The sequence below is a fragment of the Sphingomonas sp. PP-CC-1A-547 genome, from assembly GCF_003610375.1.
Lineage (GTDB): Bacteria > Pseudomonadota > Alphaproteobacteria > Sphingomonadales > Sphingomonadaceae > Sphingomonas.
The window spans coordinates 792,820-819,693 of sequence record NZ_RAPZ01000011.1; the positions used below are offsets into that span (position 1 = coordinate 792,820).

Genomic DNA, 26,874 nt, shown 5'->3' on the forward strand with positions numbered 1-26,874 from the left:
CAGGCCGGGCGTCACGCCTCCCCTCCAGCGAACTTCGAGTCCGCCGATTGTGGCCGGAAGCGGCGGTCGTATCCCTGTGCGTAGAGGCTGCTCTCAGCAAAATCGTGTGCCGCGAGGGCCTGGCTGACGAGGATCAGGGCTGTGCGATCGGGTTTGCCCGCCACGGCGTCGGCGATCGTCGCCAGCGTGGCGCGTGCGATCTGCTGGTCGGGCCAACTCGCGCGCCAGACGATCGCGACGGGGCATTCCGAGCCGTAGGACGGCGTTAGGTCCGCGATCACCTGTGCGAGGTTGTGGACCGAAAGATGGATCGCGAGCGTCGCGCCGGTCGCGGCGAACGCGGTCAAGGTTTCGGCAGGCGGCATCGTGCTGGCGCGGCCAGGCGTGCGGGTCAGCACTACCGACTGCGCGAGTTCGGGCAGCGTCAGTTCGACCTCCAGCGCAGCGGCGGCGGCGGCGAAGGCTGGTACGCCGGGCGTGATCGTGAACGTGATGTTGAGCGCGCGGAGACGGCGGAGTTGCTCGCCCATCGCCGACCAGATCGACAGGTCGCCGGAGTGGAGCCGGGCGACGTCCTGGCCGGCGTCGTGCGCGGTCTGGATCTCGGCGATGATCTCGTCGAGCGACAAGGGCGCGGTGTTGACGATGCGGGCGCCCGGCGGACAATGATCGAGCATCGCCTCAGGAATCAGCGAGCCCGCATAGAGACATACGGGCGATCCGGCGATCCGGTCGCGCCCGCGGAGTGTAAGCAGGTCGGGCGCGCCTGGGCCTGCGCCGATGAAGTGGACGGTCATGCGGATCCTTCTGCGATGGCGCACGTCGCCATGCGGTCGTGGGAAATGTGGCGCGGTGTCAGCAACCGCGCGCCGGGTCCTGCCGCAGCGAGTGCGCAAGCTTCGGCGACGCTGCCAGTCTGGCGTATCTTCAGGCTAAAAGCCGACTTCGTGGCCGTTTGTGCAGCGCGTAGCGCATCTGGGTCGATAGCGACCAGGAGCAGATCCATCGCCTCGGCGAGCCGTTCGACCAGCGGAGCCTTGTCGCGGGGGGTGGCAAGCCGCGTGATCTGCGGCTGGCCCTGCCGCGCGCTGGCGAGCGCATCTTGAAGCGATGCCAACGTAGCCTCCGCGCGGAACCCGAAACCAGCGACGATCACAGCGTGACGCTCCATTGGACGACCGGATAGCTCGCGCGCCAGCCGCGTCGTGTGCCGAGCGGGGAGGCTTCCGACAGATCGAGGCGCAGCAGCGTGCCGCCCTTCAGTCCGTGCCACCGCGCCAATAACGCCTCGGATTCAAGCGTCACTGCGTTGGCGACCAGGCGTGCGCCAGCTGGCAGCCTCGCCCACAATGTTTCGAGCACGGCTTCGGAGACCCCACCGCCGACGAAGACCGCATCTGGAGCGGCGTGACCTTCGAGTGCCTCCGGTGCACGGCCCCGGATCACACGAAGTCGATCGACGCCGAGGGCTGCCGCGTTGCTCTCGGCTCGGCTGGCACGGATGGGGTCGGCTTCGAAGGCAGTAGCATGCGTCGACGGATGAGCGAGCAACCACTCGATGCCGATCGAGCCGGACCCCGCGCCAATGTCCCACAGCGTCTCGCCGGGCTTCGGTGCGAGCGCGGACAGCGTCAGCGCGCGAACCGGGCGTTTGGTAAGCTGGCCGTCATGATCGAACCAAGTGTCCGGCAGGCCGGCTGTGCGAGGCACAACCTTGCCCTGCCCCGCGTAGACGATCCCGACCGCGACGGGATGGACGATGCCGTCATCATCGAGATCGGCTGCTGCGATGTCGCGAACACGCTCGCGGGGCCCGCCGAGCGCTTCGAGAATATGCAGGCGCGATTGCCCAAAGCCGAGGTCGGAGAGATACCGTGCCAATCCGACAACCGCCGCGCCGTCGCGGACCAGCACGATCGCGCGACGACCGGGTACGATATGCTGACGGAGGCGGGTAAAAGGTGCGGCATGGAGACCCACGCAACTGGTTTCCTCGATCGGCCAGCCGAGGCGCGAGGCGGCGAGACCAAATGTCGAGGGCGCGGGGTTCGCTACCCATTCGCCGGGATCGAGGTGGCGCGTGATCGACGTACCCGCACCGAACCAGAACGGATCGCCGGACACGAGCATCGCGACGCGCTTGCCACGGTGTGCGAGCAGCCGAGTGACACCGTCGCCGAACGGGACTGGCCAGGGTTCGACCGCGCACTTAAGGTCCGGGAGCAACGCGAGGTGGCGGGTGGCGCCGGTCACGAGCTCGGCTTGCGCCAATGCGGCCTTTGCCGACGCGGACAGGCCATTCACACCGTCTTCGCCGATACCGATGATCGTCAGCCAGGGAGTGTCAGCCATGTCGAACATCCTGGTGCTGGGCGGCACGACCGAGGCCAGCGCGCTTGCCTCGGCGCTGGCTGCGCGGGGCAACGATGCGGTGCTGAGCTATGCCGGACGCGTCGCCGAACCGAAAACTCAACCGATCCCGGTGCGCATCGGCGGTTTTGGCGGCGTCGAGGGGCTTGTCCGCTATCTGAGCGAACATCGCGTGACGCATCTGGTCGACGCGACGCACCCCTTCGCGGCTCGGATGAGCGCGAACGCGGTCGTCGCGGCGGAGCGCGCCGGTGTCGCAGTTATTGCACTGACGCGGCCTGCTTGGTTGCCGGTCGCTGGCGATCGGTGGACGCGCGTGGCCGATATCGACGCTGCGGTTGCGGCGCTGGAAGGGCCGCAGCGGCGCGTGATGCTGGCGCTGGGGCGGATGCACGTCGATGCGTTCGCGGAGCAACCGCAGCATGACTATCTGCTGCGGTTCGTCGATGTGCCCGACCAGCCGCCGGGGTTGCCGCGTCATCATCTCGTGGTCGACCGTGGGCCGTTCGATGTCGAGGGCGATCGACGGTTGATGGAGGCACACGGCATCGAAGTCGTGGTCTGCAAGAACGCTGGTGGCACGGGGGCGTCGGCCAAACTGCATGCGGCGCGCGCGCTTGGGCTCCCGGTGATCATGATCGATCGGCCTGCCCTGCCCGCTCGGCGCGAGGTGCACGCGGTGGCGGATGTGATGCGCTGGCTCGATCATGGCGCCGACCGGGGGGTGTAGAGGATCGGTCCCGCCGGGCGATCGATAACGCGCGTCAGGCTGGAGCCGATGATGATCATCGTCCGCATGTCCGCCATGTCCGCGCGGGCTTCGGTCAGGGGCACGATGCGGAGCGTTTCCTCGGGTGTTGAGACCGCGCGGGCGAACAGGACGGGGCGGTCGTCGGCGCAGGTTTCGCGGAGGAGTTCGAAGATGCGGATCAGGCCGTCGGGGCGCGCCTTCGATCGCGGATTGTAGAAGGCGATCGCGAAGTCGGCTTCGGCGGCGAGACGCACGCGGCGTTCGATCACGCCCCACGGCTTCAGATTGTCCGACAGGTTGATCGCGCAGAAATCATGCCCGAGCGGTGCGCCCGCACGTGCACTGGCGGCGAGCATCGCGGTGATGCCGGGGAGGACGCGGATATCGATGTCGCGCCATTCCGTCGGACCGGCTTCGAGCGCCTCGAACACCGCGGCCGCCATTGCGAACACGCCGGGGTCACCCGACGAGACGACCACGACGCGGTGGCCTTGGGCCGCGAGTTGGAGCGCGTGCGTGGCGCGATCGAGTTCGACGCGGTTGTCGGTGGGATGGAGCGTAAGCCCCTCGCGCGGGGCGACGCGCGCGACATAGGGAATGTAGCCGATAACGTCGGTCGCTTCGGCAAGCGCCGCGGTGACTTCGGGCGTCACGAGCGCTTCGTCGCCGGGGCCTAGGCCGGCGATGGCGAGCCAGCCGGTCATGGCCGCCGCCCCTGCCCGTGGATCAGCAGGATCGAGAAATAGGGCGTGATCGCCTCCGCATCGCACAGCCGCGTCACGCGCTGGTCGGCCATGGCTGCGTATTCCACGAGCCATGCCTCGGCCTCGCGCCCCGCAGCGGCGACCGCGCGGCGGAGCTTGGCGAGGTGGCGGCCGATCTTCATCACCACCAGCGCGTCGGTATCGCGGATGCGGCGGACGAGGTCGTCTTCGGGGAGCGTGCCCATCAGCACCGTCAGGACGTCGTCGCCCCAGGTGATCGGCGCGCCGCTGGCCGTCCACGCGCCGGACATGCCCGTGATGCCGGGTACGACCTTCACCGGCGCGATCGTCTGGAGGCGGGTGTAGAGGTGCATGAACGAACCGTAGAAGAACGGGTCGCCTTCGCAGAGTACGACAACGTCCTCGCCTGCGTTTGCGAGCGTTGCGAGGCGGTCGATGCAGGTGGCGTAGAAGGCGGACAGGCAGTCGTTGTAGCGCGGGTCCGAGACCGGGATCTCGGTGGTGACGGGGTATTCCATCGGGAACTCGATCACGTCGTCGCGGAGCATGCCGTCGACGATCTTTCGCGCCTGGCCGGGGCGACCGGCCTTGCGGAAATAGGCGATGTGGCGCGCGCCGCGGACGAGGCGGTCCGAGCGGACGCTCATCAAGTCCTGCGCGCCGGGACCCAAGCCTACGCCGTGGATCGTGCCCCCAGTTCGTACGAGTGTCATTCGGTGCCGCTCGCTAGCGCGTTGATCGCGGCGACGGTGATCGCGCTGCCGCCCATCCGGCCTTCGACGACGACGCACGGCACGGGCTGGTCGGTCCAGAGTGCCGCCTTCGATTCCACCGCACCGACGAAGCCGACCGGGCAGCCGATGATCGCCGCCGGGCGCGGGCAATCGGGGTCCTCGAGCATGTTGAGCAGGTGGAACAAGGCGGTGGGCGCATTGCCGATCGCGACGACGGCGCCGGCGAGATGTGGGCGCCAAAGTTCGAGCGCGGCGGCGGATCTGGTATTGCCCATCGTCCGCGCGAGTTCGGGCGTTTCGGCGGCATGAAGCGTGCAGACGATGCGGTTGTCGGCGGGCAATCTGGCCTTCGTGATGCCTTCGGTGACCATGCGGGCGTCGCACAGGATCGGGGCACCGGCCTGTAGAGCGCGACGAGCCTCGACTGCGAAAGTGCGCGTGAAGCGGATGTGCTGGGCTAGGCCGACGAGCCCGGCGGCGTGGATCATCCGGACCGCGACGGGCTCCTCCTCGGGCGAGAAACGGGCGAGATCGGCTTCGGCGCGGATCATCGCGAAGGACTGGCGGTAGATCGCCGCGCCGTCGGTTTCGTAGGCGTACGGCATTCAGGCGGCTCCGAACTGGGCGAGGATCTGCGCGACGTCGAGGCCTGCGCGGGAGGGTGGTGCGCCGGCACGCGCGTCGAAAGCGAGGTCGTAGCGCCCTTCGCGACCGGTGAGCGTCACGTCGGCGGGGGCAGCGCGGGCGCATCCCTTGGCGCAGCCGGAGACGTGGAGGCGGCCGGTGATGTGCGGCGCCAGGCGTAGGGCGAGCGCGCGCGTCTCGACACTGCCCTGCGGACAGGCTGGCGCGCCGACGCAGGCATCGACATGAAGCGTTGGCGAGGCGGGGTCGGTGATGAAATCGACTGGGTCGAGTTCAATTAGAAGCGCCGCGTCGGCTTCGCAGATCGCGATGTGCCAAGGGGTAATGCGGATCGCTTCAATTGCTCGCTCGGTGCCGACGTAATGTGCCAGCGCGCGTGCTGCGATCCGACCGAATGGCAGGCCTAGCGCGAGTCCGAGGGAATGCTTTCCGATGCGAAGTGGTGGCGCGCTTGCGGCTGGAGGGGTTGTCGGGGCTGCCCAATCCGGCAGTGTGGCGCTGTGGCGTACCATGCGGCCGCTGGCGGTGCCGCCGCTGTCGACGAACCAGTGCGCGAGTGCGATCAACCGGTCGACTTCGGTGCCGGGCGATACTGGCGTGCCAAAGGTCCGGCCGTCGGCGCGGAGGATGAGCGTTCCTGATGCAGCGCGCTCGATGCGGAAGTCGGCGGGAGCGTCTTGCAACACCGGCTCTACGCCAGCGTCGATCGCGAAGCCCATTTTGCCGGGAAGTTCGGGCAAGTCCGCCAGACGTGCGCGCAAGAGTTCGGCGATGCGGTGGGTGTCGTCGCCTGTCCGCCATTCCGGCGCGACGAGGATGTTCGCGCGCGCCTCCCGGATCGGATCGGGATCGATGAGGCCGAGGTCGAGCAGCGTGTCGATCAATGGACGCCAGCTTTCCTCGCGGACGCCGCGGATCTGGAGGTTCGCACGGCTGGTCAGGTCGATCAGGCCGTTGCCGTGCGTCGTCGCCGCCTCGCACAGGCCGAGCGTTTGCTCGCGCGTCACGTGACCGAGCGGTGGGCGGACGCGGACCAACAGACCGTCGCCGGCCATCATCGGGCGCCATGCGTCTGGACACCAGCCTTTCACGACAAATGCGCTCATGCCGGCAGGTCCAGCGCTGCGAGGATCGAGTTGCGGCGGGTCGGCCAGAGGTCGGCGGCGTGGAGTGCTGCGAAACGCGCCTGCATTGCCGCGAGTGCGCCGGGGTTGGCCTCGGCGAGGAAGGCGTGGACGTCGTCGCGGCCTAGCGTGGCGTCGTAATAGAGGTCGATCAGTTCGGGACGGACTGCACTGGCGAGGTGCGCGAAGGCGCCGAGATGATCGAGCGTCGCGGCTATCTCCGCACCGCCCCGGAAGCCGTGGCGCATCATGCCGTCGACCCAGGCGGGATGTGCCGCGCGGGCGTGGACGACGCGGGCGATCTCCTCGTTGAGCGGGCGGGCCCTGGCGTGGTTCGGATCGCGTGCGTCGAGATGGTAGAGCGTGGCGCTGCCCCCCGCGACCGATTGCGCGGCGGCGAAGCCGGCCTCGTGCGCGGCGTAGTCCGCGGCGAGGAGGAGGTCGGTTTCGGGCAGGTCCTGGACGTGGACGAAGGCATCTGCGGCGGCGACGCGGTCGCGGATGCCGGCGGGGTCGAACGCGTTCTGGCCCCCTTCCCCATCGGCGTCGAGCGCGTGGCTGGAGGCGGACAGCCACGCTTGGCCGGCGGTCAGGCGCGCTTCCGGCGTGTAGGTCTCGGCGGCGTCGCCCATGCTCAGGCCGTAGCGGCCGGGTTCGGGGCCGTAGACGCGCGCGGTGGCTGGCTTGCCGACGAACGGGTTCCAGTCGGCCGGCTCGTCGCGTGCGCCCAGGGCGCGGACGGCTTGGCCGAACATCGTGCAGAGCGCCGGGAAGGCGTCGCGGAACAGGCCGGATACGCGCAGGGTGACGTCGATGCGGGGGCGGTCGAAGTTGGCCAGCGGGAGGATCTCGACGCCCGTCACGCGGTCGGATTGCATGTCCCAGACAGGTTCAGCGCCGAGCAGGTGGAGTGCCATCGCGAACTCTTCGCCGGCCGTTCGCATCGTGGCGGAGGCCCAGAGGTCGACGACGAGGTTGCGGGGGTAGTCGCCGTGATCCTGGAGGTGGCGGCGGACGAGTTCATCGGCGAGTTTGACGCCTTGGGTGTGGGCGGCGCGCGACGGGACCGCGCGGGGATCGGTGGTGTAGACGTTGCGGCCGGTCGGGAGGACGTCGGCGCGGCCTCGCCACGGGGAGCCGGACGGGCCGGACGCGACGCGCTTGCCTTGGAGCGCCGACAGGAGGCCGAGGCGTTCCGCTGCGCCGTGTTCGCCGCGGCCGTAGATGTGGAGGCCGTCGCCGTACTGGCTTTCCTTCACGTCGCAGACGAACGTATCGATGCGGGTGATCGCGTCGGCTTGGGACTGCGCGTCGTCGAGGCCCAGCGTTGCGGCGAGGCCGGTGGCGGTGGCTTCATCGCGGATGTCGCGTTGCAGGCGGTCACGGCGCGCGGGATCGAGGCCGTCGGCGTTGGAGAATTCGTCTAGCAGCGCTTCGAGGCGGCCGAGGCCGGCACCGATGCGCGTGCGTTCGAGCGGGGGCGGGACATGGCCGAGCGTGACCGCACCGATGCGACGTTTGGCTTGCGCCGCTTCGCCGGGGTCGTTGACGATGAACGGGTAGATGACGGGCATCGCGCCGGTCAGTGCCTCGGGCCAGCAGGCGTCGGACAGCGCGACCGACTTGCCGGGGAGCCATTCGAGCGTACCGTGCGCGCCGACATGGACCAGCGCATCGGTGCCGCGCGTGCGGAGCCAGAGGTAGAACGCGACATAGGCGTGGCAGGGGCAGCGGGAGAGGTCGTGATACTCCTCCGCGCGTTGCTCGGTGCGGCCGCGTTCGGGTTGGAGCGCGACGAGGGCCCCGCCCTGGTCGATCGCGGTGAACGTGAAGTCTTCTGTTGGATCGCTCCAGCTTTCCTGGAGGTCTTTCCGCAGGGTTTCGGGGAGCTGCGCGAGGGATTTGCGATACTCGGCGAGCGGCCAGTGGATGCGGGAGGTAGCGAGATCGGTCGCGTCAGGGGTGATCGCGTAGCCCGCTTTGGTGAGGTCGGCGAGGATCGCCTGCGTGGAGGCGAGCGCGTCGAGACCGACGGCGTGCGCCATCTGGTACGTCTTGCCCGGGTAGGTCGAGAGGATGATCGCGAGGCGGTGGTCGCCGACGGGCTTGCTGGCAAGGCTGGTCCAGGCTTCGATCCGCGCGGCGATGGCGGTGATGCGGGCTGGGTCGGCGCGGTGTTCGCGGCGGGTGTATTCGAGGTCGCCGTCTCGCGCGGCGGCTTCCTTGAAGCTGGCGACGCCGGCGAAGAGGCGACCGTCCACTTCCGGAAGGACGACGTGCATGGCGAGGTCGGCGGGCGATAGGCCTCGGGTCGCGCCGATCCAAGCCGCGCGGTCGGAGGTCGCTAGCGCGATCTGGAATACGGGGACGTTGGCGCCATCCAATGGCGTGGTGTCGGTAGCGCCGCGTGCGGAGAAGGCGGTGGCGTTGACGATCGCAGCGGGCTTTAATGCCTTAACCCAGCGGGTCAGCCAGCCGCCGGCGTCCGGGGTCTTGAGCGAAGGCGCGAACAGGCCGAGGACGTCGAACCCTCGCGCGGAAAGCTCGGCGTGGAGCGCTTCGATTGGGTGGAGGTCGGCGGCGGTCACGTACGAGCGGTAGAAGACGATCAGGATGCGGGGGCGTGTCGCGTTCACGTGGAAGGCAGCCGGGCAGGTCACGCCGTCATGTGGCTGCCAGCCGCCGACGTCGGCGATCGCGCGGACGCCGGTGACGGGGCCGGCGTAGATGCCGGCCGCGAGCGCGAACTGGGCCAGCGCTGCCTGCGCTGCGACTGCGGCGCCGGTGTCGCAGAGATGGGCCAGGCGGCGGAGCGTCGAGAGCGGGATCGTCGAGGCGGCATCGAGGCGCGTGTCGATGCGGCCGTCTGCGGCGAGGACGGCTAGCGCGATGCCGTTCTCCCTCGCGAGGTTTTCGACCTGTTGCAGGCCATAGCTCCAGTAAGACCGCCCGCCGATCAGTCGGATCAGGATGCCCTTCGCGCCTGCCAGCGTCTGTTCGACATAGGTGTCGACCGAAAGCGGGTGCTGGAGTGCGCTCAGGTTCGCGAGGCGTAGCGATGGCAATCGGCTACCGGCCGCGTCCGCACGTCTCCAGCCCGCGGCGAACGCGCCGAGGTCACCGTCGGAGAACGAGAGGACGACGAGGTCCGCGGGGGATTGGGCCAGGTCCTGCGGGACCGCGCTTTCCTCCAGCCCGTGGGTCTCGCGGAAGACGACGTGCATCGTAGGCCTCAGCCGTCCAGCGCGGCCTTGATGCGGGCCTCGTCGATCCGGTCGTGCTCTGCGATGACCACGAGTTGCGTGCGGCGCGGTTCGTCCGCGCGCCAAGGGCGGTCGTACTGCGTACGGACCCGCGCGCCGACCGCCTGAACGAGCAGGCGCATCGGCTTGCCGGTGACGGCGGCGTAGCCCTTCACGCGGAGGATGTCGGCGCTGCGGGCGAGCGCCTCGATCTTTGCGGTGAGGTCCGTCGGGTCGGCGATCTCGCCAAGCTCGACGACGACGCTGTCGAAATCGTCATGCTCGTGATCGTCCTCGCCGTCGTGATGCGACGGGCGGCTGGCGATATCGTCCTCGGCCGCGGCGTTGAGGCCGAGGATCACGCGAGGATCGATGATGCCGTCGGTCAGGTCGATCACCGGGAGTGGTCTTGCGGACTCCGCGGCGATGACGGCGCGTGCCTTGGCGACGCCCTCGGGGCCGGCGAGATCGACCTTGGTCAAGAGCACCAGATCGGCGCAGGCGAGCTGATCCTCGAACACTTCCGAGAGCGGCGTCTCATGATCGACGCTTGGGTCGGCGGCGCGCTGGGCGTCGAGCGCGGCCACGTCGGGGGCGAAGCGGCCCGCGGCGACGGCTTCCGCATCGGCGAGCGCGATGACGCCGTCGACAGTGATGCGCGAGCGGATCGCGGGCCAGTCGAACGCCTTCAGCAGCGGCTTGGGCAGCGCGAGGCCAGACGTCTCGATAAGAATGTGGTCGGGGCGCGGGGCGAGCGCGAGGAGCGCCTCGACGGTCGGGATGAAATCATCCGCCACCGTGCAGCAGATGCAGCCGTTCGCCAGCTCGATCACATTCTCCGCCGGGCAATCGGGGATCGCACAGCCCTTGAGGATGTCGCCGTCGATGCCGAGCGTGCCGAATTCGTTGACGACGACGGCGAGACGGCGGCCGTTCGCGTTGCGGATCAGGTGGCTGATGAGCGTGGTCTTGCCGGCTCCGAGAAAGCCGGTGACGATCGTGACGGGGACCTTTGAAAGATCGGGCATTGGTATTCTCCTGCGAGCACACGCACGCACGACCATAGGGCCGCACGCGTTCGTCGCTCAGACGGAGTACCGTGCCGCGACCATCCCCTGGATCGTAGCAAGAGCGACCGTTGCGCTGGCAGGTCTCCTGGCTCGCGGGTCGAGGCTCGACGTACGCCTTCCCAGGTTTCCCCAGTGGCTGCCCTTCTCGTGAAGGGCGTGTGCGTCTCGCTCACCGCTTACAGTTGCAGGGACAGCCGCGGCATTGGGAGGAACTCCCGCACCGCATTCCCATTCAAGCCCCGAAAGGCACCGGCGCGATCTGTGAGGTTCGGTGAAACCGAGCCTCGGGGGTGGGTTAGAGGAATTCCGGGGGCGTGCCAATTCGCATATCGCTAGTTTCGAATCCTCCCCCGCCAGGGGGAGGTGGCACCGGAGGTGACGGAGGGGGCGGACACGGAACAAACGTGATCGCCGTCCTCCCCCTCCGTCGCTTCGCGCCACCTCCCCCTGGCGGGGGAGGATCGAGGGCGCGTCCAATTCGGTGATGGCGCCAGCTATCCGTGAACGACTTCGATCTCGTCGAAGCGTTTCCAGCGGTAGATCGCGAAGCTCAGCACCCAGCAGAGCACGAACAGGCCGACGATCGCGAAGCCGAGCCCGTTGAAGTTCTCGCCGAGCGCCGCTGCGACGTCCCATATGCCGCCGGTGAATCCGAGCTTCGATCCGAGCAGCGCGAGCGTCTCGATCCCGCCGATCGCGATCGCGACGATCGCGGAGATCAAGGTGATGGTGATGTTGTAGTAGAGCTTGCGGATCGGCTTCACGAACGCCCATTCATAGGCGCCGAGCATGACGACGCCGTCGGCGGTGTCGACCAGCGCCATGCCGGTCGCGAACAGTACGGGGAGGACGAGGACGACACCGATCGAGAGACCGTCGGCGGCCTGGCTTGCTGAGAGGCCGAGGATCGCGACCTCCGTCGCCGTGTCGAAACCGAGGCCGAACAGGAAGCCGAGCGGCGCCATGTGCCAGCTCCGCGTGACCAGCCGGAACATCGGGCGGAACAGACGTGCGAGCAGGCCGCGGTTGCCGAGGAGGAGGTCGAGGTCCTCCTCGACATAGGTGCCGCCGCCCCGGACATGGCCGAAGGTGCGCCAGACCGAGCGCAGGATGATCAGGTTCATCGCGGCGATCGTGAACAGGAACACGGCGGAGATGACGGTCGCGACCACGCCGCCCACCTCCTTGAACGCTTCGAACTGCGACAGCGCATTGGCGGTCAGTGCGATCGCGACGGCCGCGATGAGCACGATGCCGGAATGCCCGATCGCGAACCAGAAGCCGACCGCGATCGGGCGCTGGCCGTCCTGCATCAGCTTGCGCGTCACATTGTCGATTGCCGCGATGTGATCGGCGTCGACAGCATGGCGCAGTCCCAGCCCCCAGGCGAGCAGCGCGGTGCCCAGCATCAGCGGTTGCGCGTGGAACAGCGAGAACGCCCAACACCATGCGGCGATGTTGGCCGCGACCAGGCCTGCGAACATCCAGCCGATGCGCTTTCGTGTCGAACCCCGCGTCGGTCGTTCCATCGTCAAAGTCGTCATGCACAAACCCCGCAGCGTCCGACGAGGACCGGGGCCTGCCGCGAACGGCCGGGCCATGCGACGACCGGACGCCATGAGCGACCGACGCACGACGCCGATGCGGCCCCCGCCACATGGTCGTCGCTCAGCCAGTGTCACGCAGGCGGCGTTCACCGTGCCTCGGTCACCCCCTGGACCGGGACAAGAGCGACCAGACGCCGGCAGGTCTCCTGGCTCGCGGGTCAAAGCTCCTCGCCACGCCTTCCCAGGTCGTCGACCCAGTGGCTGCCCTCGCGAAAAGGGCTCGTGCGTCTCGCTCACCGCTTACAGTTGCAGGGACAGCCGCGGCATGGGACGGCGAACCGTCCGCACCGCATTCCCAATCAAGCCCTTACGGGCACCGACGCGATCACGGGAAACGGCTGCAAGCCGCGTCCCGCACGATCGGTACCCTGCTTTGGGTCGCGTGCCAACGGTCGCGCTATTTCGCCAAGCCGAGTTGTTGCAGCATGAACGCCTGCCATTCGGAGTTCTGGCGGTAGCGTTCGAACCGGCCGGACTTGCCGCCATGCCCTGCCTCCATATTGACGCGGAACAGCAGCGGGTTCTTGTCGGTCTTCAATTCGCGGAGTTTCGCTACCCATTTGGTCGGCTCGTAATATTGCACCTGGCTGTCCCACAGCCCGGTGCCGACATAGAGCGCTGGATACGCCTTCGCCTTGACGTTGTCGTACGGCGAATAGCTCAGCATGTAGTCGTAGGATGCCTTTTGCGCGGGGTTGCCCCATTCGTCGTATTCGAAGGTCGTCAGCGGGATCGACGCGTCGAGCATCGTCGTCACCACGTCGACGAACGGCACCTGCGCGATAATGAGCTTGTAGTCGGCCGGCGCCATGTTCGCGACGCCGCCCATCAGCAACCCGCCAGCACTGCCGCCCATCGCCGCGACGCGGTCCTTCGCCGCGTATTTCTGCGCGACGAGATAGCGGGTGACGTCGATGAAGTCGGTGAAGCTGTTCTTCTTGTTGAGCAGATGCCCGTCGTCATACCAGCCGCGCCCCATCTCCTGGCCGCCGCGGATATGCGCGATCGCATAGATCACGCCGCGATCGAGCAGGCCGATGCGACCGGGGTCGACGCCCGGATCGCTGGATATCCCGTAGCTGCCATAGGCGTATTGGAAGAGCGGCGCGGTGCCGTCGCGCTTGGTGCCCTTGGCGTAGACGAGCGACACCGGGATCCGCGTACCGTCTCGTGCGGGCGCCCAGACGCGTTCGGTAACGTATTTCGCGGGATCATAGCCTGGCACCGGTGCGACCTTCAGCAAGCGGCGCTCGCCGGTCTTGGCGTTGACCTCGTAGGTCGTCGTCGGCGTGACTAGCGAGCCGTAGGTGTAGCGGACCCACGCCGTCGCCGTTTCCTCGTTGACGTCGAGCGACATGCGATAGGCGGGCTCGTCGGCGGTCACCGCGGTCGACTTGCCGGCGTCGTTGAGGACGCGGATCATGCGGTTGCCGCCCTCGCGCTGGTCGATCGCGACGAACCCGTCGAACGGCTTGAAGCCTTCGATGAAGACGGTGTCGCTGGCTGGCGTCAGGTCGCGCCATGCGGCTGTGCCCTTGGCCAGATCGGAGTCGACGACGGTGACGAGCTTGTAGTTCTTCGCGTCCTTGTTGGTGCGGATGATCCAGCGGTTGCCGATATGATCCGCGCTGTAGCGAAACTCCCGCGCACGCGGTGCGACGATCGTGAAGTTACTCGGGGCCGCGGCCGGCGCGCAGCGTTGCTCGTCGCTGACCGTGCTGCTCACGCCGATGCAGACGAACTTGTCGTCGGCGGTGCGCGAGACGCCCATCGAATAGGTGTCGTCCTTCTCCTCGTACAGCAACCGGTCGCTGGCGACGGGCGTGCCGAGGACATGCGCCTTCACGCGGTAGCCGCGTAGCGTGACGGGGTCTTTCTCGACGTAGAGAAGGGTCTTGTTATCGTCCGCCCAGACGACGTTCGGCTCGATGTTCGAGAGCGTGTCGGCGATCGTCGCGCCGGTCGCGAGGTCCTTCACCTTGAGGACATACTGGCGACGGCCGACGGTATCCTCCGCCCAGGCGACGCGGCGGTTGTCGGGGCTCACCGCCCAGTCGCTCAGCGCGAAGAAGCTGTGGCCCTTCGCCATCGCCGGCTCGTCGAACAGCGTCTCGGCGGGCGCGGTGCGGCTTCCCTTGCGGCGCTCCAGGATCGGGTAATCGGCCCCGGTCTGGAACCGCGATCCGTAGTAATAGCCGTTCTTCGCATACGGGACCGAGCTGTCGTCCTGCTTGATGTGCGAGACGGTCTCTTCGTACAGCTTGGCCTGGAGCGGCTTCAGCGCCGCGAGCTGGGCATCGGCATAGGCGTTCTCGGCGGCGAGATAGGCGAGCATCTCGGGGTTTTTCCGCGTGTCGTCGCGCAGCCAGTAGTAATCGTCCTCGCGCGCGCCGTTGGGCGAGGTCACTTGGAACGGCTTCTTCGCGACGCGCGGCGGCTGGACCTGCGCCACCGCCGCCGTCGAGACCAGCGCGACGCCGGCCAGCATCATGTACCGCGCCGTCACTGTGCTGCTCCCTGTGCCGGCGTCGTTGCGCCTGCCGGCTTCCGGTATCGATCGAACCAGGCGATGATCGCCGACGCCTTCGCTGCGGATTGCGACGGGCGAGCGGCAAGGCCACCGTGGCTCGCGCCCGGCACCTTCACGAGCGCGGTCGGCACGCCGCGGATCTGGAGCGCCGCGTAATATTGCTCGGACTCGCTGACCGGCGTCCGGTAATCGTCGCCGCCGACCACTACCAGGGTCGGCGTCTTGACGTTGCCGACCAGGCTCAGCGGCGAGCGGTTCCAATAGCTCATCGGATCCTCCCACGGCAGCTTGGTGAACCAGTAGCGCGAGGTGAACAGCGTGTTGTCCATCGTCAGCGCCTCGCTGATCCAGTTGATCACCGGCTTCTGCGTCGCGGCGGCCTTGAACCGGTCGGTCTTGCCGACGATCCACGCGGTCAGCAGCCCGCCACCAGAACCGCCGGTCACGAACAGGTTGTCGGGATCGGCGGTCCCGTCCTTGATCGCCGCGTCGACCGAGGCGATCAGGTCGTCGTAATCGGCGGCGGGATAGGTCTTGTCGATCAGGTTGGCGAACTCGGCGCCGTAGGAGGTCGAGCCGCGCGGGTTGGTCCAGAGCACGGCATAGCCGGCCGCAGCGTAGAGCTGCATGTCGGTTGCGAAGCCGGGGCCGTAGGCGGCGTTAGGCCCTCCGTGGATTTCGAGGATCAGCGGCACGCGCTGGCCCGCGACACGGCCCGGCGGGGTCGCGAGCCATGCGTCGATCGGGCGACCGTCGGGCGCGGTCACCGCGATCTTCCGGACCTGCGCGAGCGCCTTCGATCCGGTCAGCACTGCGTTGAGCGTCGTCAGGCGGCGCGGCTTCCCGCCGGCCAGCACCCAGACGTCGGCGGGGGCGCTCGCATCGCCGCCGGTATAGGCGATCGTGCCGCCCTTCGAGACCGAGAACTCGCCGCCGGTATAGGGCCGGTCAAGCCCGCCGCCCGCGACGTTGTCGATCAGTGGCGTGATGCGGCCATCGACCTCGACGCGTGCGACGCGGCGCTGGCCGTGGTCGTCGTAGCTCGCATACAGGCTGCGGCCGTCGGCGGACCACACCGCGTCCTCGATCGCGCGGTCGAGCGTTGCGGTCAGCGAGCGCGGCGAGGCGGCGTCGCGGTCGCCGATATAGAGCTGCGTGTTCTCGTAGCTGCGGCGCTTGTCGTCGAAGCCGAGCCACGCGATCTTCGAGCCGTCGGGCGACACGCGCGGCTGCGCATCGGGGCCGTCGCGCGTGGTCAGCGTCCGCATCGTACCGCTGGCCGCATCGACCGCGATCACGTCGGAGTTCATCACCTGGTGGTCGGCGGCGGGGCCACGGATCGCCGCGAAGACGATGCTGCGGCCATCGGGCGTCCATGACAGCGGGCCGCCGTCGTCGAACTTGCCGTATGTAAGCTGCCGAGCCGCGCCGCCGTCCGCGCCGACCACGAAGAGGTGGTCGTAGCCTGGCTTTACATAGCCCGGTCCGTCGTTGCGGTAGTTGACGCGGTCGATGATCGTCAGCGGCTCGGCCCATTTCGCGCCCTCGGGCTTGGGCGGCTGCGTACCGAGCTTGGTCCCCTCGCCCGCTACCGTCGCGATATACGCGAGCTTCGTCCCGTCGGGCGACCACGCGAGCGCCTGCGGATCGCCCGGGAAGCTTGTCACGCGCGCGCTCTGGGCAGCACCGATCCAGCGGACAAACAACTGCGATCCCTCGCCGTCGCGCGCGGCATAGGCGATGCGCATACCATCGGGCGACCAGCGCGGGCTGCTGCCGTCGGTGGCGAACGGCGTCTGGCGACCGCTCGCGACGTCGATCAGCCAGAGCGAGGATTGCATCTTGTCGGTCATCACGTCGCCGGTGCGGCGGACGTAGACGATCGTCTTGCCGTCCGGACTGATCTGCGGGTCCGCCGCGATCGTCAGGCCGAACAGGTCGCTCCCGGTGAAGCTGCGCGTCGGGCCATCGGGCGCCGGCGCGGGGGGCTGTTGCTGGGCAAAGGCCGGCGTCGCCGCGAGCAGGAGGAGAGCAAGGGTCAAGCGCAACGAACGGCTCCTTCGAATGAACCGCGCGAGGATGACACACTATTACGGGGTGGCAAGCGGTACGAACGTCACCGGCAAACCATCCCTCGGGCGCGGGATCGGGAAGACCTGCCACGCGTCGCCGCTGCCCGACGCCGCCTCGATCCGGTAGCGCGTCAGCAGATGCGCGATCAGCAGCCGCATCTGCATCGTCGCGAAGTGCAGCCCGATGCACATATGCGCACCGCCGCCGAACGGCACCCAAGCGAACCGATGGCGGCCCTTCGACGCCTCGGGCGTGAAGCGGAGCGGGTCGAACTTGTCGGGATCGGGCCAGTGCTCGGCCATCCGGTGCGTATAGGTAATGCCCGTGCTGACGTTCGTGCCTGCCGGAATATCATACCCGCCGAAGCTGAAATCCTTGAGCGCGCGCCGTGGGATCGACGGGACGGGCGGCATCATCCGCAGCGATTCCTTGAATGCGTATTCGGTGAGAATCAGGCGATCGAGTTGCTCGGTCAGCGGGACATCCGGGTCGAGCGCCGCAACCTCTTCGCGTAGCCGCTCCTGCCAATCCGGGTTGCGCGCGAGCAGCATGACCAGGCTGGTCGCGGACGAGGTGATCGTGTCGTGCGCCGCCATCATCAGGAAGTTCATGTGGTCGGCGATCGCCAGCGCGGTCAGCGGCGCACCGTCGTCATCGGTCGCGCGGCAGAATTGCGAGAAGAAATCCTGGCCGTTTCCGGTCCGGCGCGCGGGAATCTCGCGCTCGAAGAAGTCGACCAGATACGCGCGCGCCTTCACGCCCTTGCGCATCTGCGTGCCGGGCCAGGGCTTGCGGATCGGCGAGACGCTCGCCTGCACCTCGTCGACGAACGCCTGGTTGATCCGGTCCGCCTCCGCGCCGAGCGGCACGCCGAGGAAGCTGGTCGCGGCGAGATCGAGCGTGAGCTTCTTCACCACGTCGTAGAAGCGCAAGGTCTGTCCGGCCCAGCCGCCGATCGCGGCCTCGATCCCAGCATCGAGTTCGGTCGCATAATGCCGCATCGGTTCCGGCTTGAACGCAACCGACAACGCCTTGCGATCGGCGCGGTGCTTGTCGAAATCCATCAGCATCAGGCCGCGCGGGAACAGCATGTTGAGCAGCGGGCCCCAGCCCTGCTCGGACGAGAATATCTTGTCGCGATCGAACAGAACCAGTTCGTTCGCGTCGGGTCCGAGCAGGTTCACGCCGGTGCCGCCGAGTGCGCGATTGCGATAGATCGGGCCGTATCGTGCGGCCATACCCTCGCTAAACGCGATCGGATCGGCCAGCAATTTGAAGGTGTTGCCGACAAACGGCAGGCCATTGCTGCCCGGAATATGATCGAGCGCGCCCTTGGGCTGGCGCGGGAGCCAGTGCGGACTCGCGTTCTGCAACATGGCGTGGCTCATCGTCGGATCCTCAGCGACATGCCGGCTTGGCAAGCCTCGAATACCGGCATAACTATTGTTCTGCAACCGGGGCGCGGACCTCGGGGCTTTGACAGGAGAGATGCATGGACCTCGCAAACACTACTGCCGTCGTGACCGGAGGCGCGTCGGGCCTGGGCGCCGCCACGGCGCGTGCACTGGCCGCCAAGGGGGTGAAGGTGGCGATCTTCGACCTCCAGGCGGACAAGGGCGAAGCGCTCGCGGACGAGATCGGCGGGGTGTTCTGCAAGGTCGATGTCACGTCTGACGACAGTGTCGATGCGGGGTTCGCGGCGGCGCGCGCGGCGCATGGCCAGGAACGGATCCTGGTCAATTGTGCAGGCACCGGCAACGCGGCGAAGACGGCGGGGCGGTCGAAGCAGGATGGCTCGATCAAGCATTTTCCGCTCGATGCGTTTGATCGGATCATCCAGATCAACCTCGTCGGCACGTTCCGTTGTCTCGCGAAGTCGGCGGCGGGGATGCTGACGCTGGAGCCGGGTGAAGACGGCGAGCGTGGGGCGATCGTCAACACCGCGAGTGCTGCGGCGGAGGACGGCCAGATGGGGCAAGCCGCGTACTCAGCGTCGAAGGCGGGCGTGGTCGGGATGACGCTGCCGATCGCGCGCGACCTGATGAGCGAGGGGATCCGGGTGAATACGATCCTGCCGGGGATCTTCGACACGCCGTTGCTGGCCGCCGCGCCGCAGCAGGTTCGCGATGCGCTGGCGGCTTCTGTGCCGTTTCCGAAGAGGCTGGGGCGGCCGGAGGAGTTTGCAGCGCTGGCGCTGACGATGATCGAATGTGGGTATTTCAATGGGGAAGACGTGCGGCTGGATGGCGCTATCCGGATGGCGCCACGGTAAGATCGTCCTCACCGTTCCCACGGAGAAGGCGGCAAGGGGCCAAGTCGTTCCGTCCAGGTGAACGCGACCTGCTAATCCTCCCCCGCCAGGGGGAGGTGGCTGGCGCTTGCCAGACGGAGGGGGACGAAAGCGAAACGCCGGCTCCGTGTCCTCCCCCTCCGTCACCTGCGGTGCCACCTCCCCCTGGCGGGGGAGGATGCAAATACCGATCGCGCTCAGGCAGCCCGCGCCAGTTGCCGGCCCTTGATCATGTCCGCCGCCTTTTCCGCGATCATGATCGTCGGCGCGTTGGTGTTCGATCCGATCAGCGTCGGCATGACCGAGGCGTCTACCACCCGGAGCCCCTGCAACCCGCGCACAGCCAAGGTCGCATCGACCACCGCCATCGTGTCGTCGGCCGCGCCCATCTTGCACGTCCCGACCGGATGGTAGATCGTCTCCGCCGTCCGCCGCACCCAGGCGTCTATCTCGTCGTCGGTCCGCACGTCCTCGCCCGGCGACAATTCCCCCGCCCGGTACGGATCGAGCGCCGCTTGGCGTGCCACGTCGCGCCCGATCCCGACGCACGCGCGCATTACTCGCCGATCTTCTGCGGTCGCGAGATAGTTCGCGACGATCGTCGGATCCGCGAACGGATCGGCCGAGCGCAGCCCGATCCGCCCCCGGCTTTCGGGGCGCAACTGGCATAGATGCAGCGTGAAGCCGTCCTCGGTCGCCTTCACCTTGCCGTGATCCTGCATGATCGCGAGCACCGCATGGATCTGCACGTCGGGCCGCGACAGCCCCTCGCGCGACGACACGAACGCGCCTGCCTCAAGGAACTGCTGCCGCCCCGCGCCCTTGCCGCGCAACAGGTAATTCAGCCCGACGCCGATCATCCCGACGCCCTTGGTCATCGCGTACCCGGTCCGCAGCCCGCGCGATTTCCAGTTCATCACGACGTCGAGATGATCCTGCAAATTTTCTCCGACACCGGGCAGCGCATGCACCACGCCGACCCCCGCCGCGGTCAGCCGATCCGGATCGCCGATCCCCGACAGCTGGAGGATATGCGGCGACTGCACCGCCCCCGCGCACAGCAGGACCTCGCGCGTGGCGGTCACGCTCTCTGCGCGCGCGCCCTTGTCGAGCACGTAATCGACGCCGGTCGCACGCCCCTTGTCGATCCGGATCCGCGTCGTCCGTGCGCCCGTGACGCAGGTCAGGTTGCGCCGCGACAGTACCGGCCGCAGATACGCCGCTGCCGTGCTCCAGCGCTTCCCGTCCGCGACCGTCAGGTCGTAGCGCCCGAAGCCCTCCTGGCTCGCGCCGTTGAAATCCTCGGTTACCGGATAGCCAGCCTGCCGCCCCGCCTCGACCAGCGCGTCGTAGAACGGGCTGTCGGACTCGCCGCCCGAGATCGTCAGCGGCCCGCCGCCGCCATGCAAGGGGCACTCACCGCGATGATGGCCTTCGAGCCGCTTGAAATACGGCAGCACGTCGTCGAACGACCAGCCCGGCAGTCCCATCTGGCGCCACTCGTCATAGTCCTGCGGATGGCCCCGCGTGTAGATCATGCCGTTGATCGACGAACTCCCGCCAAGCCCCTTGCCGCGCGGCCACCACAGGCGACGGTTGTCGAGATGCGGCTCGGGTTCGGTCGAAAAGCCCCAGTTGCTCGCATTCTTGCTCTTGATGAGCTCGCCGACGCCTGCGGGCATTCGCACCAGTACGCCGTCGTTGCGGCCGCCCGCCTCGAGCAAGAGCACCGACACGTCGGGGTCCTCGGTCAATCGCGCGGCGAGCACACAGCCGGCCGAGCCCGCGCCGATAATCACGTAGTCATACGTCTGCATGCCCGCATCCTCTTGTTCGCGCTCCGCTTTTTTACGGAGTCGCGTCAGTCCACTACGCTAGCGCTCGCACAGCAGTGTCAGCAATCCCTCGCGAACGACGCTGCGCTCAATCCCTTCGGCGGCATGGACCTGGCTGAGGCCGATCGCCAACAGCGCATAGCTGCGAATCCCCGCCTCTGCAGGCGCGAACCCATGCGCCACGAGTTGCTCGACGAGGAACGCCATCACCGTGTCGTCATGCTCGCGGATCGCCGCGGCCACCCGCGCGTCGCTTTTCGCCCAGGCCCGCATCGCCAAGGCCAACTGCGCCATGTCGTGGTCGCGAACATGATCCGCGAATGCGCGAATCCGCTCGACCGGTGGAAGCCCCGACGCGGACAGCGTGACGATCAACGGATCGATATGCGCCTCGACGAAATACCCCGCGAGCGCCGCATGATACCCATCGAAGTCTTTGAAATGATGATAGAAGCTTCCCGTCGATGCACCAAGCGCCTGCGCCAGGCCGCGAAGCTTCAGCGCGCGGAGCCCGCCATTCTTCAGCAACTGCAAGCCGATTTCCAACCAGTCGCGCGGCGCCAGATCTGCGCGTGGTGCCGCCCCGTCTTCCAACAATACCCTGCTTGACAAGCCATTCCCCATAACGAATGTTACGTCGTACCGAAGCCGGACGCAATCCGGCATCAGGCACCACGACCGAACCGGCGGGTGCAACAGGAGAGCGATGTGGCCGAGGCACTGATCATCGACGCCGTCCGTACCCCGCGCGGTATCGGCAAGACCGGCAAGGGCGCGCTTGCGCACATGCACCCCCAACATCTCGCCGCGACCGTCCTGAAGGCGATTGCCGAGCGAAACAAGCTAGATACCGCCGATGTCGACGACATCATCTGGTCGACCTCGACTCAGCGCAGCGAGCAGAGCGGCGACCTCGGGCGGATGGCGGCGCTCGATGCTGGGTATGACGTCAAGGCGAGCGGGACGACGCTCGACCGGTTCTGCGGCGGGGGAATTACGGCCGTGAACTTCGCCGCGGCGCAGATCATGAGCGGGATGGAAGACCTCGTCATCGCCGGCGGCACCGAGATGATGTCGCTCACCACGACGATGATGCAGGACGACATGGCGGCGGGGAAGCGGCCGCTCGGGATCGGCTCGGGCAACGCCAGGCTCGACGCGGCGCACCCGCAATCGAACCAGGGGATCTGCGCCGACGCGATCGCCAGCATCGAGGGGATCGACCGCGAAACGCTCGAAGCGCTCGGGCTGGAAAGCCAGCGCCGCGCGGCGGTGGCGATCGCCGAAGGGCGGTTCGATCGCAGTATCGTTCCCGTCACCGACGACACCGGTGCGCTTGTCCTCGAGAAGGACGAATACCCGCGGCCCGATACGACTGCCGAGGGCCTCGCCGCGCTGCGTCCGTCGTTCGCAGGGATCGCGGACATACCGCTCGACGACAAGGGCACGACCTACCGCAAGCAGATCAACCGCCGCTATCCCGACCTGGAGATCGCGCACGTCCATCACGCCGGCAATTCGTCGGGCGTCGTCGACGGCGCCGCCGCCGTGCTGCTCGCGAGCGCCGACTATGCCGCCAAGCACGGGCTCAAACCCCGCGCGCGGATCGTCGCGATGGCGAACATGGGCGACGACCCGACGCTGATGCTCAACGCGCCCGTCCCTGCGGCGCGGAAGGTGCTGGCGAAGGCTGGGCTTACGGTCGACGACATCGACCTGTGGGAGATCAACGAGGCGTTCGCGGTGGTCGCCGAGAAGTTCATCCGCGACCTGAAGCTCGACCGCGACAAGGTGAACGTCAATGGCGGTTCGATCGCGCTCGGCCATCCGATCGGCGCGACCGGCGCGATCCTGATCGGGACGATCTTGGACGAACTCGAACGCCGCGACTTGAAACGCGGGCTCGTGACGATGTGCGCGGGCGGCGGGATGGCGCCGGCAATCATCATCGAGCGCGTCTGATGCACCCCGTCGCGCACGCGCTGACGACACCCGACAAACCCGCCTACATCATGGCGGCGACGGGCGAGACGGTGACGTATCGCGACTTGGACGTACGGGCGAACCAGGGTGCGCATCTGCTCCGGTCGCTCGGGGTGAAGCGCGGCGACGGGATTGCGGTGCTGATGGACAATTCGCCGCGCTATCTGGAGGTGATGTGGGCGGCGGAGCGCACCGGCGTCTATTGCACGTGCCTCTCGTCGAAACTGACCGCGAGCGAGGCGGCCTACATCATTCGCGACGGCGATTGCCGCGCGCTGATCGCGAGCAAAGGTTGCGCAGAGGTTGCCGCCGCCTTGGTTCCGATGCTCGATGACGTACGGCGCTACGTCGTAGACGGTGCGATCGACGGGTACGCGTCTTACGAAGCCGCGCGCGACACGAAGCGGCCCACGCCGATCGCTGATCCCTCGCCCGGCGGTATCCTGCTCTATTCGTCGGGCACCACGGGCAAGCCCAAGGGGGTCAAGCACGCCCTGTCGGACGAGCCGTTCGGCACCAACGTCTCTCCGCTCGTGATGCTCGGCAGGGGACTGTACCGGTTCACGCCCGAGATGGTCTATCTCTCGCCCGCGCCGCTCTATCACGCCGCGCCGTTGCGCTGGTCGATGGCCGTGCACCAGGTCGGCGGCACCGTGGTGGTGATGGAGCATTTCGATCCCGAGGCCGCGCTCGCCGCGATCGAGCGGCTCCACGTCACGCACGCGCAATGGGTGCCGACGCACTTCATCCGCCTGTTGAAACTCCCGCCCGAGGTCCGCGCGCGCTACGACGTGTCGTCGCTGAAGGCCGTCTGGCACGCCGCCGCCCCCTGCCCGCTGCCGGTCAAGCAGGCGATGATCGACTGGTGGGGCCCGATCATCGGCGAATATTACGCCGGCACCGAGGGCAACGGGTTCTGCGCGATCTCCAGCGCGGAGTGGCTGACGCACCAAGGCTCGGTCGGCCGCAACCTGACCGCGCAGACGATGATCTGCGACGAGGAGGGCAACGCGCTGCCCCCGCGCGCTGAAGGCGACGTGTATTTCGCGGGCGGTGGGGCATTCGAATATCACAACGACCCCGCCAAGACCGCGGAGGCCGCCAACGCACATGGCTGGACGACGCTCGGAGACGTCGGCTGGCTCGACGAGGAGGGCTATCTCTACCTCACCGACCGCAAGAGCTTCATGATCATCTCGGGCGGCGTGAACATCTATCCCGCCGAGATCGAGAACCTCCTCGTCACGCACCCGAAGGTCGCCGACGTCGCGGTAATCGGTGCACCCGACGACGAGATGGGCGAACAGGTAGTGGCGATCGTCTGCCCCGCCGACCCGACCGAGGATCGCGCGCAACTCGCCGCCGAACTCAGCGCGTTCGCCCGTGCGAACCTTAGCCATGTGAAAGCGCCGCGCCGGATCGATTTCCGCGAGACGCTGCCGCGGCACGAGACGGGCAAACTCTACAAGCGCCTGCTGCGCGACGAATATTGGGCGCAAGCCAAGGAGTCCGCATGAACTTCGACTATTCCGACGACCAGAAATTCCTCAAGGACGAAGTGCGCAAGTTTCTCGGCGCGCATTGCGGCAGCGACCGGGTCCGTACGGTCCTCGACGATGCCGCCAAAGCCTATGACGCTGATCTCTGGAAGGCGGTCGGCGAACAAGGCTGGCTCGGCGCAGCGATCCCCGAGGAATTCGGCGGACTGGGGCTCGGCCATATCGAACTCTGCGCGATCGCAGAGGAACTGGGGCGAGCCTGCGCGCCGATCCCGTTCGCCTCGACCGTCTACTTCGTCGCCGAAGCGCTGATGCTGTACGGCAGCAATACCCAAAAGCTCCGATGGCTTCCGAGGATCGCAGCGGGCGACGTCATCGGCGCATTCGCAACGTCCGAAGGCGCCGGCCCCGTCACCGCACGCTCGATCCGCACCACCGTCTCCGGTGGGAAACTTACCGGTGAGAAGATTCCCGTCACGGATGGCGACGTCGCCGACCTGATCGTCGTCCTAGCCCGCGACGGCCTCTATCTCGTCGAGAAGGGCGCAGGCGTTTCCACAGAAGTCCTCGAAACACTCGACCCAACCCGCAGCGCCGCCCGCCTCACCTTCGCCGATGCACCATGTGAAAGGCTTGGCAGCGACGACGGCATCGCCGCGATGCAGGCCGTATTCGACCGCGCCGCCGTCCTCCTCGCGTTCGAACAACTGGGTGGCGCGGATCGGTGCCTCGAGATGGCGAAGGGCTACGCGCTCGATCGCTACGCGTTCGGGCGGCAGATCGGTGGGTATCAGGCGATCAAGCACAAGCTCGCTGACATGTACGTGAAGAACGAACTCGCGCGCTCGAACGCCTATTACGGCGCATGGGCGCTGAACGTGGGCGCCGCCGAACTGCCGCTCGCCGCCGCCACGGCGCGCGTTGCCGCGTCCGACGCGTACTGGTTCGCGTCGAAGGAGAACATCCAGACGCATGGCGGGATGGGCTTCACCTGGGAGTCCGACTGCCACCTTTATTACCGCCGCTCGCGCCAGCTCGCACTCGTCGCCGGCAGCCCCGCCGCGTGGCGCGAACGCCTCGTCGGCCAACTCGAAATGCGCAACGCCGCCTAGCCGGGCCGCTCGAAAGGACGATCATGGACTTCAAGGACAGCGACGCCGAAGCCACGTATCGCGCCGCCGCACGCGACTGGCTCGACGCGAACATCGCCGAACATGACTCCAGCCACTACCCCGACGACATGGCCAAGGCGAAGGCATGGCAGGCAAGGAAAGCGGCCGGCGGCTATGCGTGCATCACCTGGCCGCAGGAATGGGGCGGCGGCGGCGGCACCCCGATCGAAAGCGTCATCTTCGGACAGGAAGAGGCAAAACACGCGGTCGACGGCAGCTATTTCACGATCGGCCTCGGCATGTGCGTGCCGACCGTGATGGCCTATGCCGATGACGCGACCAAGCACCGCTTCGTCGGTTCCGCAGTGCGCGGCGACGAGATCTGGTCGCAGCTCTTCTCCGAACCCGCCGGCGGCTCCGACGTCGCCGCAATCCGCACGCGCGCGGTCAGGGACGGCGACGACTGGGTGATCAACGGCCAGAAGGTCTGGACCTCGGGCGCGCATTACAGCGACTATGGCATCGTCCTGGTCCGTACCAACCCCGACGTGCCCAAGCACCAGGGCCTGACGATGTTCTGGCTCGACCTGAAGGCGCCGGGCATCGAAATCCGTCCGATCCACCAGATGTCCGGCGGGTCGAGCTTCAACGAAGTGTGGTTCGAGGACGTCCGGATTTCCGACGCGCAGCGTCTTGGTCCCGTAGACGGCGGCTGGAAGGTCGCGCTGTTCACGCTGATGAACGAGCGCCTCGCGATCGGCACGAGTGGCGGTGTCGGGCCCGAAGACATCCTCGCCTTCGCCGCCCAGGCCAACGGCGCAGACGGGCCGCTGCTGAAGGACGCCGCGTTCCGCCAGACGCTCGCCGACTGGTGGGTGCAATCCGAAGGCCTGCGCAACACTCGCATGCGGACGATCACCGCGCTGTCGAAGGGACAGGTGCCCGGCCCCGAAAGCTCGATCGGCAAGATCGTCGCCGCCAACCAGTTGCAGGCGATCGGCAACACCGCGGTCGAGGCCGGCGATCAATACGGCATCATATCCGACCCCGCGCTGACGCCGTTGAAGGGCGCGTTCCACGCCGCGACGATGTGGGCGCCGGGCCTGCGCATCGCCGGCGGCACCGACGAGATCCTCAAGAACATCATCGCCGAACGCGTGCTCGGCCTGCCTGGTGAAATTCGCGTCGACAAGGACCAGCCGTTCCGGGATTTGCCGGTGGGGGCGTAAACATTTGATCGGTTACGTATATGATACGCGTTTACGGGGTAAATGTGCTTAGCAC

Annotated in this window: 21 protein-coding genes and 2 riboswitches; of the genes, 6 read left to right on the forward strand and 15 right to left on the reverse strand. The window is 67.5% G+C overall.

Annotated elements, in window-relative coordinates; genetic code table 11:
- Positions 1 to 11: 11 nt before the first annotated feature.
- Genes cobM through cbiE form a run of 3 tightly spaced genes read right to left on the reverse strand, consistent with a single transcriptional unit; the run spans position 12 to position 2,352 of the window.
- Complete coding sequence (gene cobM / locus C8J39_RS09915) at positions 12 to 797, reverse strand: precorrin-4 C(11)-methyltransferase (RefSeq protein ID WP_120300270.1); 786 nt, start codon at positions 795 to 797, stop codon at positions 12 to 14.
- Entirely contained in the window at positions 794 to 1,171 is a 378-nt protein-coding gene (locus tag C8J39_RS09920; RefSeq protein ID WP_243649850.1) for a cobalamin biosynthesis protein, read from the reverse strand. Before C8J39_RS09920 ends, cobM begins: the two co-directional genes overlap by 4 nt.
- Complete coding sequence (cbiE, locus tag C8J39_RS09925; protein ID WP_404969328.1) at positions 1,153 to 2,352, reverse strand: precorrin-6y C5,15-methyltransferase (decarboxylating) subunit CbiE; 1,200 nt, start codon at positions 2,350 to 2,352, stop codon at positions 1,153 to 1,155. Before cbiE ends, C8J39_RS09920 begins: the two co-directional genes overlap by 19 nt.
- Here cbiE and C8J39_RS09930 point away from each other — a divergent pair.
- Complete coding sequence (locus tag C8J39_RS09930; protein WP_120300273.1) at positions 2,351 to 3,100, forward strand: cobalt-precorrin-6A reductase; 750 nt, start codon at positions 2,351 to 2,353, stop codon at positions 3,098 to 3,100. The genes cbiE and C8J39_RS09930 overlap by 2 nt on opposite strands.
- Here the strand turns inward: C8J39_RS09930 and cobJ are convergent.
- From cobJ to C8J39_RS09980, 10 genes are all read right to left on the reverse strand, one after another.
- The gene (gene cobJ / locus C8J39_RS09935; RefSeq protein ID WP_120300274.1) at positions 3,076 to 3,825 is read right to left on the reverse strand and encodes a precorrin-3B C(17)-methyltransferase; all 750 of its coding nucleotides are present in this window, start codon (positions 3,823 to 3,825) and stop codon (positions 3,076 to 3,078) included. The two genes, C8J39_RS09930 and cobJ, sit on opposite strands and share 25 nt — an antisense overlap.
- Positions 3,822 to 4,559 (reverse strand): precorrin-2 C(20)-methyltransferase, encoded by a 738-nt coding sequence (gene cobI / locus C8J39_RS09940; RefSeq protein WP_120300275.1) that lies wholly within the window; start codon positions 4,557 to 4,559, stop codon positions 3,822 to 3,824. Before cobI ends, cobJ begins: the two co-directional genes overlap by 4 nt.
- On the reverse strand, positions 4,556 to 5,185 hold the full coding sequence (locus tag C8J39_RS09945) for a precorrin-8X methylmutase (protein ID WP_120300276.1): 630 nt from the start codon (positions 5,183 to 5,185) through the stop codon (positions 4,556 to 4,558). Before C8J39_RS09945 ends, cobI begins: the two co-directional genes overlap by 4 nt.
- Positions 5,186 to 6,331 (reverse strand): precorrin-3B synthase, encoded by a 1,146-nt coding sequence (cobG, locus tag C8J39_RS09950; RefSeq protein WP_120300277.1) that lies wholly within the window; start codon positions 6,329 to 6,331, stop codon positions 5,186 to 5,188.
- The gene (cobN, locus tag C8J39_RS09955) at positions 6,328 to 9,573 is read right to left on the reverse strand and encodes a cobaltochelatase subunit CobN (protein ID WP_120300278.1); all 3,246 of its coding nucleotides are present in this window, start codon (positions 9,571 to 9,573) and stop codon (positions 6,328 to 6,330) included. Before cobN ends, cobG begins: the two co-directional genes overlap by 4 nt.
- Before the next feature lie 8 nt (positions 9,574 to 9,581).
- The gene (gene cobW / locus C8J39_RS09960; protein ID WP_120300279.1) at positions 9,582 to 10,619 is read right to left on the reverse strand and encodes a cobalamin biosynthesis protein CobW; all 1,038 of its coding nucleotides are present in this window, start codon (positions 10,617 to 10,619) and stop codon (positions 9,582 to 9,584) included.
- Positions 10,620 to 10,718: 99 nt separating this feature from the next.
- Positions 10,719 to 10,930, reverse strand: a riboswitch (cobalamin riboswitch).
- Positions 10,931 to 11,155: 225 nt separating this feature from the next.
- The gene (locus C8J39_RS09965) at positions 11,156 to 12,205 is read right to left on the reverse strand and encodes a HoxN/HupN/NixA family nickel/cobalt transporter (protein ID WP_120300280.1); all 1,050 of its coding nucleotides are present in this window, start codon (positions 12,203 to 12,205) and stop codon (positions 11,156 to 11,158) included.
- Between the two features lie 181 nt (positions 12,206 to 12,386).
- Positions 12,387 to 12,604, reverse strand: a riboswitch (cobalamin riboswitch).
- Between the two features lie 61 nt (positions 12,605 to 12,665).
- Positions 12,666 to 14,774 carry a S9 family peptidase gene (locus C8J39_RS09970; protein WP_243649852.1) on the reverse strand — a complete coding sequence of 703 codons (2,109 nt, stop codon included), beginning with the start codon at positions 14,772 to 14,774 and terminating at the stop codon, positions 12,666 to 12,668.
- Complete coding sequence (locus tag C8J39_RS09975) at positions 14,771 to 16,846, reverse strand: S9 family peptidase (RefSeq protein WP_120300281.1); 2,076 nt, start codon at positions 16,844 to 16,846, stop codon at positions 14,771 to 14,773. Before C8J39_RS09975 ends, C8J39_RS09970 begins: the two co-directional genes overlap by 4 nt.
- A 42-nt stretch (positions 16,847 to 16,888) precedes the next feature.
- Entirely contained in the window at positions 16,889 to 18,259 is a 1,371-nt protein-coding gene (locus C8J39_RS09980; protein ID WP_120300282.1) for a cytochrome P450, read from the reverse strand.
- Between the two features lie 104 nt (positions 18,260 to 18,363).
- Here C8J39_RS09980 and C8J39_RS09985 point away from each other — a divergent pair, with 104 nt between their 5' ends.
- Positions 18,364 to 19,143 carry an SDR family NAD(P)-dependent oxidoreductase gene (locus tag C8J39_RS09985; RefSeq protein ID WP_120300283.1) on the forward strand — a complete coding sequence of 260 codons (780 nt, stop codon included), beginning with the start codon at positions 18,364 to 18,366 and terminating at the stop codon, positions 19,141 to 19,143.
- Between the two features lie 215 nt (positions 19,144 to 19,358).
- On the opposite strand, the gene C8J39_RS09990 is transcribed toward C8J39_RS09985, so the two are convergent.
- Together C8J39_RS09990 and C8J39_RS09995 are read right to left on the reverse strand one after the other, a co-directional pair.
- Complete coding sequence (locus C8J39_RS09990; protein ID WP_120300284.1) at positions 19,359 to 20,978, reverse strand: choline dehydrogenase; 1,620 nt, start codon at positions 20,976 to 20,978, stop codon at positions 19,359 to 19,361.
- 57 nt (positions 20,979 to 21,035) lie between these two features.
- Positions 21,036 to 21,608: a TetR/AcrR family transcriptional regulator gene (locus C8J39_RS09995; RefSeq protein WP_165895173.1), complete on the reverse strand. Its 573-nt coding sequence runs from the start codon at positions 21,606 to 21,608 to the stop codon at positions 21,036 to 21,038.
- A 96-nt stretch (positions 21,609 to 21,704) separates the two neighbouring features.
- Between C8J39_RS09995 and C8J39_RS10000 the strand changes: the two genes are divergently transcribed.
- Genes C8J39_RS10000 through C8J39_RS10015 form a run of 4 tightly spaced genes read left to right on the forward strand, consistent with a single transcriptional unit; the run spans position 21,705 to position 26,819 of the window.
- On the forward strand, positions 21,705 to 22,958 hold the full coding sequence (locus C8J39_RS10000; protein WP_120300524.1) for an acetyl-CoA C-acetyltransferase: 1,254 nt from the start codon (positions 21,705 to 21,707) through the stop codon (positions 22,956 to 22,958).
- Complete coding sequence (locus C8J39_RS10005; protein WP_120300285.1) at positions 22,958 to 24,496, forward strand: acyl-CoA synthetase; 1,539 nt, start codon at positions 22,958 to 22,960, stop codon at positions 24,494 to 24,496. Before C8J39_RS10000 ends, C8J39_RS10005 begins: the two co-directional genes overlap by 1 nt.
- Positions 24,493 to 25,590: an acyl-CoA dehydrogenase family protein gene (locus C8J39_RS10010; protein WP_120300286.1), complete on the forward strand. Its 1,098-nt coding sequence runs from the start codon at positions 24,493 to 24,495 to the stop codon at positions 25,588 to 25,590. The genes C8J39_RS10005 and C8J39_RS10010 overlap by 4 nt, the downstream gene beginning before the upstream one ends.
- Before the next feature lie 23 nt (positions 25,591 to 25,613).
- A complete protein-coding gene (locus C8J39_RS10015) occupies positions 25,614 to 26,819 on the forward strand; it encodes an acyl-CoA dehydrogenase family protein (protein ID WP_120300287.1) in 1,206 nt (401 codons plus the stop codon).
- Positions 26,820 to 26,874 lie beyond the last annotated feature (55 nt).